The 12,018-nt window shown below is 36.7% G+C and carries 8 protein-coding genes and 1 riboswitch; of the genes, 6 read left to right on the top strand and 2 right to left on the bottom strand.

Translation table 11 applies throughout. The annotated features are described in order from the left end of the window. Positions 1-117 precede the first annotated feature (117 nt). A riboswitch (cyclic di-AMP (ydaO/yuaA leader) is annotated at positions 118-274 on the top strand. Positions 275-384: 110 nt separating this feature from the next. Beyond that, on the top strand, positions 385-1,647 hold the full coding sequence (locus tag NST91_RS20765) for a cation:dicarboxylate symporter family transporter (protein ID WP_341332665.1): 1,263 nt from the start codon (positions 385-387) through the stop codon (positions 1,645-1,647). 79 nt (positions 1,648-1,726) lie between these two features. On the opposite strand, the gene NST91_RS20760 is transcribed toward NST91_RS20765, so the two are convergent. Next, entirely contained in the window at positions 1,727-3,115 is a 1,389-nt protein-coding gene (locus NST91_RS20760; RefSeq protein WP_341332664.1) for a LysM peptidoglycan-binding domain-containing protein, read from the bottom strand. 219 nt (positions 3,116-3,334) lie between these two features. Between NST91_RS20760 and NST91_RS20755 the strand changes: the two genes are divergently transcribed. The 4 genes from NST91_RS20755 to xylE all read left to right on the top strand — a co-directional run bounded on the left by NST91_RS20755 (position 3,335) and on the right by xylE (position 9,140). Then, positions 3,335-4,342 carry a sugar-binding protein gene (locus NST91_RS20755; protein ID WP_341332663.1) on the top strand — a complete coding sequence of 336 codons (1,008 nt, stop codon included), beginning with the start codon at positions 3,335-3,337 and terminating at the stop codon, positions 4,340-4,342. Continuing rightward, the gene (locus tag NST91_RS20750; RefSeq protein WP_341332662.1) at positions 4,329-5,750 is read left to right on the top strand and encodes a sensor histidine kinase; all 1,422 of its coding nucleotides are present in this window, start codon (positions 4,329-4,331) and stop codon (positions 5,748-5,750) included. Before NST91_RS20755 ends, NST91_RS20750 begins: the two co-directional genes overlap by 14 nt. A gap of 24 nt (positions 5,751-5,774) precedes the next feature. After that, positions 5,775-7,340 (top strand): response regulator, encoded by a 1,566-nt coding sequence (locus NST91_RS20745; protein WP_341332661.1) that lies wholly within the window; start codon positions 5,775-5,777, stop codon positions 7,338-7,340. A gap of 363 nt (positions 7,341-7,703) precedes the next feature. Continuing rightward, a complete protein-coding gene (gene xylE, locus NST91_RS20740) occupies positions 7,704-9,140 on the top strand; it encodes a D-xylose transporter XylE (protein ID WP_121449612.1) in 1,437 nt (478 codons plus the stop codon). Between the two features lie 125 nt (positions 9,141-9,265). Here xylE and NST91_RS20735 read toward each other — a convergent pair whose 3' ends face one another. Beyond that, positions 9,266-9,946, bottom strand: coding sequence for a phosphoribosylaminoimidazolesuccinocarboxamide synthase (locus NST91_RS20735; protein WP_121448884.1), 681 nt, complete (start codon positions 9,944-9,946; stop codon positions 9,266-9,268). Between the two features lie 315 nt (positions 9,947-10,261). Between NST91_RS20735 and NST91_RS20730 the strand changes: the two genes are divergently transcribed. Then, positions 10,262-11,983, top strand: coding sequence for a sulfate adenylyltransferase (locus NST91_RS20730; protein ID WP_121448883.1), 1,722 nt, complete (start codon positions 10,262-10,264; stop codon positions 11,981-11,983). The last annotated feature ends 35 nt before the right edge of the window (positions 11,984-12,018 follow it).

Below are 12,018 nucleotides of genomic sequence, written 5' to 3'. Positions count from 1 at the left end.
TTGGAAAGCTGGTCCCGCCCCACTGGAGTGTTAACGCTTTAGATAATCAGGGGTGGGACCCACAACTGGAAATGATCAATAGTTTACTAGAATAATATTTTAGTATAAAATCAGAGTAGTACATTATTGCTAAATCTTTTTCTAGAGCGGGGGACCCAAATTATTCATGCGGAATTTTTTTTTCGCTATTGGTGAGTTCTTAAATAGAAGGGGCTTATTGTTTCCCTTAGTCCTAACCTGAAAGCTAACCTCGTAAGCAATTAAGAGGAAACAGTATGGTAGAATAGTGAATCGGCAACAGCCGTTTATTTGTTATCTTATCTTTCTATATGTTTCCCTAACCTGAGTAATCAGAATCACATTATTAAGAAGGTGGGGTAATTTATGAAAAAATTCAAGTTAAGTTTAGCAAGTCAAATTTTGATCGGTCTTATTTTAGGTATTATCGTTGGTGGGATTTTCTACGGAAGTGAAACTGCTCAAACCTTTCTACAGCCATTCGGAGATCTTTTCTTACGTTTAATTAAAATGATTGTTGTACCAATTGTTCTTTCAAGTATCATCGTTGCGATAGCTGGCGTTGGTGATTTAAAATCAGTTGGTAAATTAGGTGCTAAATCCCTGACATATTTTATTGGAATGACCTTGGTTGCAATTGCAGTCGGCCTTATTTCTGCAAATTTATTCCAACCAGGTGCTGGTCTTGTAATGGAGCAGTTAGAACAAACTGATATCTCAGGTTATGTAGAAACATCAGAAGCGCAAGAAGGAAAATCTATTACAGATACACTCCTTCATATTGTTCCAACAAATCCGTTCCAAGCTATGGTTGAAGGAGATATGCTGGCAACTATTTTCTTTGCAGTTGTATTCGGTCTTGGAATTGCAGCTATTGGTGAAAAAGGAAAACCGGTTTTACGTTTCTTTGAGGGTATGGCAAATGCCATGTTTTATGTGACAAATTTATTTATGAAATATGCTCCGGTTGGTGTTTTTGCATTAATTGGTGTAACTATTTCAAAATATGGATTTGAATCACTTATTCCATTAGGCAAGCTAGCCATTACTGTTTATGGAACAATGATTTTCTTTGTAGTAGTTATTTTAGGATTATTGGCTAAATTTATTGGTTTAAATATTTTTAAATTATTGAAGATGATTAAGGAAGAGTTAATCCTTGCTTTTTCAACATCCAGTTCTGAAACCGTACTTCCGAGGATTATGGATAAAATGGAAAAGGCGGGAAGTCCTAAGCACATAGCAACTTTCGTTATACCAACAGGTTATTCTTTTAATTTGGATGGATCTGTTTTATACCAGGCCATAGCGTCTTTATTTATCGCCCAAATGTATGGAATTCACTTGAGCATTGGGGAACAAATCATGCTAATGCTAATATTAATGGTAACATCTAAAGGCATGGCTGGAGTACCTGGGGTATCCTTTGTAGTGCTATTAGCGACGTTTAGTACAATTGGTTTACCGGCTGAAGGATTGGCTTTTATTGCTGGTATTGACCGTATTCTAGATATGGGACGTACTGCGGTTAACGTCGTAGGTAACTCATTGGCAGCTCTAGTTGTAGCTAAATGGGAAGGCAAATATAACCCACCTACTGAAGTTGAAGCTGTTCAACAAGCATCGTAAATATGTGATATTAAGTAAGCACATTCCTAAAGGAGTGTGCTTGTTTTTGGTTTGGGACAAGGGACCTGTCCCTGTGTCCCTAAAAGGCAAATACGTGGTTTCCTATTGTGGTTGAAACGGTACGACTTCTCAGATAGGAGCTCGATGTTTTGTCAGGGTTGTAAAAGAATAATGCTCCATTCGTTGGATCCTCACCATTAAGTGCCCGTTTTGCAGCTTCTCTATGTTGGTCGTTAGGGGTTGCAGTAAGTAACGCACCATTTTCTGCTGGTGTAAATTGATAGTAACCGTAGCTTTTTTCAAACAAGACATCTTTTATGTTATTAGGAAATAAGGGACTATTTACACGATTCACAATTACAGCACCAACAGCAATCTGTCCCTCTAAAGATTCACCTCTTGCTTCACTGTGTATCATTTTCGCAAGCCATTCCACTTCTGCCTGGTTAACTACTTTCTGTTGTTCTGCAGCGAATGATGTTTCGTTTTGAACCGGAGCAGGGGCACTTGAAACACCTGAAGGAATCGTCAACGTTTGTCCAATCTGCAAACTATCCGAAGATAGATTGTTTGCCTTTTTAATCCCATCCACAGTTGTGCCGCTACGAGTAGCAATACTATATAACGTATCACCTGAAACAACCTGATAGGTAGTTTGATTGGTTTGAGTAGGAGTGGACATACCGCCGGAAGGAATCGTTAACGTCTGTCCAATCTGTAAAAAATCCGAAGATAGATTATTGGCCTTTTTAATTCCATCGATAGTTGTCCCGTTACGACTAGCGATACTATATAACGTATCACCGGAAACAACTTGATGTGTAGTTTGCTTTGTTTGAGTAGGAGTGGACGCACTGTCAGAAGGAATCGTCAACGTTTGACCGATCTGCAAAAAATCCGAAGATAGATTATTGGCCTTTTTGAGCATATCCACGGTTGTGCCATTACGTGTGGCAATACTATATAACGTATCACCGGGAACAACCTGATGTGTAGTTACATTGGTTTGAGCAGGAATATCAGTAATTCCAACAGGAATTGTCAAAATTTGTCCAATCTGTAATGAATCTGAAGAAAGATTATTTACGCTCTTAATTGCATCAACGGTTGTTCCATTAGCTTGAGCAATACTATATAGTGTATCGCCAGCAACTACAGTATGGGATAAAGTCTTCGAGTGTGTCTTTTTCCCAGTTGCGTCAGCTGCAGAGGCTTGAGTTGCAGGCAATGTACCAACACCTATGGCTGATAATAACATTCCACCAGCCATGATCTTAACGGTTTTAACCTTCAATGCAGGAAGAATGTTTTTTATAAAATGAACAGCTTTCCTTTCTATATCAGCCTCTTCCACTAGGGATGAGACTCCTAACTCAGAAGAGTATTCTGTTAAGTTCTCATCGAGGTATAAGATCACTTCAATTCCGTCTTCTGTTTCGTTTAGTTTATATCGTGAAAAACCATCCACCTATTTCACCATCCATTTGTTCTTTTCTACCTATTACTATCCCCAAGTTCTTCATTTTTACAAATTCAAATAATGTAATTGTGAGGAGGTAAAAAGCAGTTCGAAGATCGTCACGAATCTTCGACATGAGTATAAGAACGGATAGAATGCATTAGAATGTCGAAATATGCTATTTTAGTACATAATGACTCTTATATAGTCAATATTCAAGGGGGCAACATGAAGAGGATACGTTTGATCTATAGTTTATTAATTATCTCTTTTATAACAGCTTTAGGTTTTTCCATTTACTTTTATGAACATGTGCAAACGATTAATCAAGAAATGGAAAAGGTTTATTCTCCAGAAGTAACTTTACCAAAGTATCATTTTGTATTAATAGTGGAGGAGATGGAACATGAGTATTGGCAATTAATTGGTGAAGGAGCAAAGGATGCCGGTCAAAAGTATGATGTATTAGTGGAGTATATTGGGCCTGAAAGATCAAATACAGAAGAGCAATTGAAACTCTTTGACAAAGCAATTAAATCAAAAGTGGATGGTATTATCGTCCAAGGCCTTAACGAAAATTTTACCGACATGATAAATAAAGCAGAGCGTCAAGAAATTCCAGTTGTAACGATTGATACAGACTCTCCCGAAAGTATGAGGCATGCATACATTGGTTCAGATAATTACATGGCTGGCCAATTAGCAGGGAAAGCGTTGGTTGAAGATACGAATGGCCTAGCAACTGTCGGTATCATAACCGGCAGTTTGGACAACCCTCATCACCTAGAACGTTTAAAGGGATTTAAAGATGTCGTGGAGCAAGAAGAAGATATAAAAATTGTTGCGGTTGAAGAGTCAAAAATTACAAGGGTGGATGTAGAAGAAAAGGCGTACAACATATTAACGGAACATGAAAATATTACTGCCTTTTTTGGAACGAGTTCTTACAATGGGATTGGAATTGTGTCTGCTGCTAATTCTTTACAAAGGGAAAATGATATGTATGTCATTACTTTTGATACAATCGATGAAAATATGGAATTATTAAAGAACGGGGATATTGGAGCAATTGTGGAACAGCATCCTTTCGAAATGGGATACTTAAGTGTGGAAAAAATGATAGACATTATGAATGGCAAACAGACTAAAGAAATTACTCATACTAATTCATCAATTATTCGTAAAACTTCTTTAGATATTGAAGAAACAATGGTGGTTCCTAATGATAAAAATTAGAACAAAGTTACTTATTTATTTTGCAACCATCTTATTGTTAATTGTAATTTTGTTTGTTGTACGTGAGCAGAGTAATCAAAGCATTATGGAACTTCATAATGAGAACGATGAGTATTTGTTTCTATTAAATGATATTGCGAAAATGACGAATCAAACATTTGAAACGTTACAAATATACGTATACGAACCGCTACCTGAGAACCTGATTGATTATCAAGAAAGTAAGGAGCAACTAGTAAAACTGCAACAAAGGTTTAAGGATATTGAAAAGGAAAGTATTACGAAAAAAAATTATATAAATATCATGACCAGTTTACTTGAACAAACAGATAAGACAGTAGTTGCAGTAGAAAAAAATGACATTGAGGCCTACTCACTGTATATTAGTGAGGCGAATGATACATCTAGCTATATTCACGAAGAAACACTTAGTTTGATAAACAATGAGCTTAGCAATTATAAAGCAATAGATAAGTTATTAGATAAAAAGATTACTTATATGAAGAAGATGGCGATATCCATTCTAGTTGTGATTATCCTCTTAAGCATCTTATTTGCATTATGGTTTTCCAATGGGATAACAAGCACCATCGAAAGACTTTCTTTAGCAGCTAAAGAAATATCTGCTAGACGATATATGGGAGAGGATGTTGTCGTTTCAACAAAGGATGAACTTTGGTTTTTAACAAAGACATTTAATGAAATGAAAAGGAATATTCAAGAATCAATGAGTGAGATAGAAGAAAAGGCTAGGATGGGACAATTACTGAAAGAAATGGAATTAAAAAGCTTACAAAACCAAATTAATCCCCATTTCCTTTTTAATACACTAAACACAATTTCTAAGACATCCCTTATCGAGGGAGCGGAGAAAACAAGTGATTTAATTTCTTCAATCTCGACGTTACTCCGATATAATATTAGTAGTCTTGATCGAAAAACATTATTGAAAGATGAAGTTAAAATTGTAAACGAATATTTTTTTATTCAAAAGACGCGGTTTGGAGATCGAGTTGAGTTTATCGAAAACATTGATCCAAATTGCCTTTCAATTCCAATCCCTTGTCTTACACTTCAACCGATTATTGAAAACGCATTTATTCATGGAATTGAGGGAATGGCGGAGGGGGCCAAGATTGAATTACACATTTATGAAGAAGGTAATATGGTGCTCATAGAAGTTAAGGACAATGGGGTAGGGATGGATGATGAGACACTACAAAGCTTGATGGATCCAAATGACAGTAACGAAGTAACTACGATAAAAGAAGGTACTGGTCATTCAACTGGAATTGGCATGAAAAATGTAATCAACCGTCTTGCACTGTTTCAAAAAGAGAGTAAAGTTGAGGTTGTTTCAAGTATAGGTGAAGGGACTACAGTACGTATTAAATTAGTCAAAACGTAAAGAAGAATAAGTGAGGATTTTTTTATGATAAAGGTCATGTTAGTGGATGATGAACAGATTGAAAGAGATGGTTTAAAAATAATGCTTAGTAAGAAGCGGGGAAATTTTGAAATTATCGCTGAGGCTAAGAATGGAAAACAAGCAGTTGAATTAGCCATCTTACATAAACCAGATTTAGTCTTCATGGATATAAAAATGCCTGAGTTTGATGGCTTAGAAGCGATTAGGAGAATCGTTTCAGTTCTACCTAAAACAAAATTTATTATGGTCTCGGCTTTTGATACATTTGATTACGCTCGAGAAGCAATGAAATTTGGAATTAAAGAGTATTTATTAAAGCCTAGTAAATTGTCTGAAGTTATAGAGGCTTTTGATCGGATGGTCGAAGAAATCGAAAGTGAGAAGCAAAAAGAAAATGAAACAAAACAAATAAATCGACGACTTGAAAGAGCAAGTTCCTTTATTGAAATAGAGTTTATTGTTTCGTTCATTATGGATCACGTTCATGAGTTTAATGAGGAAGACTGGGAGGAATGGCTAGATCTTGAGCATAAACAAGGTTTTGTTGCTGTTTTTACATTTGAATCAGAGCATCTGCATGCTAGTCGTAAAGAAAAAAGCGACTGGTATCGCGTGTTGAAAGAAACAATTCATGACCAGTATTCCCATTGTCTTGTAGGTCCTTTGACCGGATTTCAAGTACCTGTTTTGAGGCTAGTAACTGACGAGGAATATAAAAATCATAAAATAAGAGAAGTGTTTGCTCGGTCGGTTATTCATCAAGTTCAACATTCGCTTAAAGAATGTCACTTATATGCTGGAATTGGGAGTATTATTTCTGATGTTAATCAGTTTTCTATTTCTTATAAGGAAGCAATCGATGCTTTAGAGCTAGCCTATACACAACCTGGTGCAGCCTATATGGTATTTAATGAACGGATTAAGCAAAGGCGCAAAGAACTAGTTCCTTTTGAAATTGAGAAGGAACTAGTTGATGCAGTGAAGAAAGGGGATAGTCAAAAGGGTTTACACATGTTTGAACTATACTTTCAGTCTATTCAACAGGCCTCAGACTATCAGGTTAAAACAATCCATAAGGCGATGGAAAACTTCTTTATTGTATTATCACGTGCCATAAAAGAGCTAGGGTTTGAGGAAGATATAGTGACAGGCTTGGGTCAATTTGGGACAGCAATGCAGATTAAAGAAGCAGCCAAATCACACCTACTCGTGATTATTGAAAGTTTAGCAGAACATCGTTCGAATGGTGTACAAACATTGCTACTAAAAGCAAAAGAATACATAGATAAAAATTATGCTAAAACAATTTCTCTCGAATCAATTGCTGTAGAAATTGGTATTAGTTCTTATTATTTAAGTAAGTTATTCAAGGAAAGGTTTCATCTTACGATTATAGAGTATTTGACAGCTACGAGATTAGAAAAGGCAAAAGAGTTATTATTAACACGTAAGTCATTAAAAGAAATTGCACTAAGTATAGGTTATAAAGATCCAAATTATTTTAGTAGAGTATTCAAAAAGGAAATCGGAATGACCCCAAGTGAGTATCGAACGAAATATCAACCGTAAAAAACAACGATCTTAGGTCGTTGTTTTTACTTTTTTAGGCAGGTAAATTCGGTGATGGGATTGGTTAAGTGATTTGAAGGTCTAACATAAAAAACAAGATAGTCTAGTAATTAACAAGATAATGAAGATGAAAGCGAAAACATTAATGCGTTTACATGATAATTTATATACATAGAAACCAAATGCTACCTGCTTCGAGGTTTATGAAAACGAAATCATACTGAGGAATTAATTCTTCTTCAGGAGGATAGTTGATTTGTTTTGAGGTAGGTTCCTTTTTAAAGAAAGTGTAAGGGTTATCAAAATAGTAATCCTTTCAAGGATGAGAGGGGGAAGAAAGAGGAAAGTCTCTTTCAAAAGTATATGAAAAAAAATAGTAATTTTTCGATTGTATTAATTACATTAGTAGCTACTCTTGGAGGTTTGTTATTTGGTTATGATACAGCTGTAATTTCAGGAGCGGAAGGAGCACTTCAAGCGTATTTTACAGACAGTCTCGGACTGAGCTCACTTGTTCATGGGATTACAGTATCAAGTGCTTTAATTGGCTGTATTATTGGTGGTATTGTATCCGGTTACTTCGCATCGAATGTTGGACGAAAATATTCGCTTGTTGTAGCAGCAGTTTTGTTTATCGTTTCAGCACTTGGATCAGCTTATCCTGAATTTTTATTCTTCACAAAGGGTAATCCTTCGATTGAATTGTTGATTACATTTAACATCTATCGAATTATTGGTGGAATAGGCGTTGGTCTTGCTTCAGCTGTTGCACCAATGTATATAGGAGAAATCGCACCACCAAAAATTCGTGGTACATTAGTATCATTAAATCAATTTGCCATTATTTTCGGTATGCTGGTTGTGTATTTTGTTAACTGGGGAATTGCTAATGGCCAAACCATTGAATGGATAAATGATATCGGATGGCGCTATATGTTTCTTTCAGAGGTAATACCAGCAGCTATATTTCTTGCTCTATTATTTACCGTACCTGAAACACCTCGATATCTTATTCAAAAGAATCAGGATGAGAAGGCGATGTCTGTTCTCAATAAGTTGTACGAAAAAGCTGTCGCTAAATCAACTTTATTAGAAATTAAGTCATCCTTTGACGGCAATAAATCAAAATCAAAACTATTCTCATTTGGGAAAACAATTGTTGTAGTCGGAATTCTGTTATCAGTTTTCCAGCAGTTCGTGGGAATTAATGTGGCACTCTACTATGCACCACGTATCTTTGAAAGCATGGGGGCGGCAAAAGATGCTTCTATGTTCCAGACGATAATTATGGGCTTGGTTAATGTTGTATTCACACTTATTGCGATTTTCACTGTTGACAAATTTGGACGTAAACCGCTCTTAATTATTGGTTCAATCGGTATGACAATTGGAATGTTTGGTGTGGCTGGCATGGCTTTCACAAACGTAATTGGAATCGGTACATTAATTTTCATTATCATTTATACGGCATCATTTATGATGTCATGGGGACCTGTAGTATGGGTACTTCTTTCAGAAATCTTCCCTAACAAAATTAGAGGTCAAGCCATGGCGATTGCAGTGGCTGCACAATGGGCGGCAAACTACTTTATTTCATCGACTTACCCAGCAATGATGGAGTTTAGTGGTGGATTAACATACTCCTTCTATGGAATAATGAGTCTTCTTTCAGCGGTTTTTGTATGGAAGTTTATTCCCGAAACAAAAGGAAAGTCATTGGAACAATTGGAGAATATGTTAAGTAAATCTAAAGAGGCAGTAAGAGAAGGTACTATTGAAAGCAAAAAAAGAGTAGTGTAGTGTGACAAATAAAGTGGAAGTGAAATAGTCTTATTTTAGAAAAGAAGCCAATCATTTTGTATTGGCTTCTTTTTTAGATCCTAAATTATCGATTTTTGGGACAAGGGACCTGTCCCTATGTCCCATTATAGAAACATCTTTTCTAATTCTAATGGTTCAATATATTCTCCGTCTTTGTATGCGCGCATGTTTCCTCCAGAGATTTCATCGATAAGTACAATTTGTCTGTCATCGCCAGTGCGTCCGAATTCGAATTTAATATCATATAATTCGATTCCTTTTTTAGCTAACTCGTCTTTAACGATACCACTGATTTGTTGTGTAAGTTTTTTTAATACCTGATATTCTTCTTTAGACAGGATACCGAGCATGTCTAAAGCGTCTTCACTGATTGGAGGATCTTCACGACCATCATCTTTTAAGGTTACTTCAACAAAAGCATCGAGAGCTTGGCCTTCTTCAGCATATAATCCGTATCGGCGAAGAAAGCTACCAACAGCACGATATCTGCAGATGACTTCAAGACCGCTTCCGAATACTTCAGCCGGTTTAACTGTCATAGTTGCTTGATCGATATCGGCGTCAATATAGTGAGTTGGAATTTCTCTTTCGTTTAATAATTCGAAAAAGTATTTAGTTAACTTTAATCCAGCACGACCTGCACCTTCAATTGTTAAACCAACCGTATTTGCACCTGGATCAAAAACACCATCAACGCCTGTTACATCGTCTTTAAATTGAAGTAGGTAATTTCCGTCCTGCAATTCATAGACATCTTTTGTTTTACCTGTGTATTTAAGCTTCATGTTAATCCTCCTACGTGAAATTTAATAACATAATAATCATATAGATAAAATAGTGTTTGTACAATAGTAAATACGAAATATTTTAGTGTGGATACACATGAATGTTAAGATTTTGGTGGGTATTGAGGGATTAACGGTAAAGAAGTATAAAATTCATGCGGATTTTAACCAAAAATCCATTCTATTAAACTATTATTCACAGGCATCTATGTTATTTTTTAAAAAAAGTTTAACTGAATTTTCTAAAAAATATTCAGTTTTGGAAGGATATAAAGTATATCAATAGAATATAAGTGGGTATAGGAGGGTGATATGATGAATCAGTTTACTGATGTGTTGGATGAAAAAACATTAGCAAGCTATCCACAACAGCCACATGGTGGCAAATTGGTGAATCGTGTACTTACCGGGAAAGCACAAGAGGAAGCAATGGAAAGAGCAAAGCATTTACCTATGATTATGGTAGATTTGGAGGCCGTCATAACGCTTGAAATGATCGCAACAGGGGTGTTGTCTCCTAATGAAGGTTTTATGGATGAAGAGGACTACAAGTCTGTACTTACGAAAGGCCGCTTGAAAAATGGAGTGGTTTGGCCTGTACCGCTAAGTTTCGCGCCAATTGGTGACCGAAATCAGCAGGTAATTAAAACTTTATCCGTCGGGGATGAGGTCGCTCTTGCGGATGAAACAAGAGAACCCGTCGCGATTCTAAAGTTGAATGATATCTTTCACTATGATCGTGAATTCCGTGCAACCCATCTTTTTGGCACAACTGACCGAAACCACCCTGGAGTTGATTCGATCTATCGTCGAATGGGAGATACCGCTTTGGCCGGCCCCATACAATTGCTTCGAAGAGTCCATTGGGGGCCATTTGAAGATATAAGAATGGAGCCGAAAGAAACTTGGAAGCTTTTTTATGAAAAAAAGAAGTTTAAATCTGTAGGCGGATTTATTACTGGAGCAAATCCTTTACACCGCGGACATGAGTATATTCATAGAAATGCGTTGGAAGAGTTAGAGGGCCTATTTGTTCAGCCACTAGTAGAAATGGCAAAGCGTGAATATACACGACACGAGTTTCGAATGTTGTCTTACCGCAGTGTACTGGATACATATTATCCAAAAGAAAGAACGATTCTTGCACCTTTAAGAGTTACTTATATATTCGCTGGTCCACGTGAAGCGGTTCTCCATGCGTTGATCATGAAAAACTATGGGTGTACCCACGCTTTAATCGGACGGGATCATGCGGGTATTGGTGATTTCTATGAAAAATATGCAAGCCATACGATATTTGATGAATTTACACCAGATGAATTAGGAATCGATATTCGCTTGTTCCATGAAGTGTTTTACTGTACTCGATGCAGTACGCAAGCAACTGACCAAACATGTCCACATGATGAACAATATCGTATTAATATCTCCGGGACTGGGATTCGTGAGTTACTGAGGTATGGGGTTTTACCACCGAAAGAAATAGTAAGACCAGAGTCTGCCCGGATTGCGATGCAGGGTGTGCAGCCGAAAGGTGTGGATGAGAACAATATGGCTATCTCACCTGTCGGTAAAACGATAAAGAGTATTTTCCCATATTATTTAACGAGATCAAGAATTGGTGGTCCAAAGCGAAGAAAACCGCTTAAGGTTGAGGAACTTACGATAGAAGATTTAGAAAATGTGATCATGGATGCACGTGAAAATGCCGATAAAATATATAGAGATATTTTCGAAGAGTTCAGTTATGTATCAGACACACTTCGTACCGCTCAGCCGGATTGGGTGGCATCAGCCAGAGAGTCTATCCATAAACAACAAGAAATGGTGGTTGAGTATTTAGAAGAAAAGGTAAATAAAGCATTGGAAAAGGCTTCCGATGAATTTATGTATCAGGATAAGTCCGAGGCAGAACGTGAACTAGAAGTTGCACGAAAAATATTTGATGATATCCCTTCACCACTTCGTTCAGAAAACCTAAAATATAGAGTTTGGAACCCGCTGCCATACAACCGTTACAGAGGTAGTGATGAGTAAGTAGGAAAAAATCACTCACGAATTGTGAGTGATTT

The sequence above is a fragment of the Ferdinandcohnia sp. FSL W7-1320 genome, assembly GCF_038050315.1.
Lineage (GTDB): Bacteria > Bacillota > Bacilli > Bacillales > Bacillaceae_L > Ferdinandcohnia > Ferdinandcohnia aciditolerans.
This window is presented reverse-complemented; position numbering and strand designations above follow the sequence as displayed.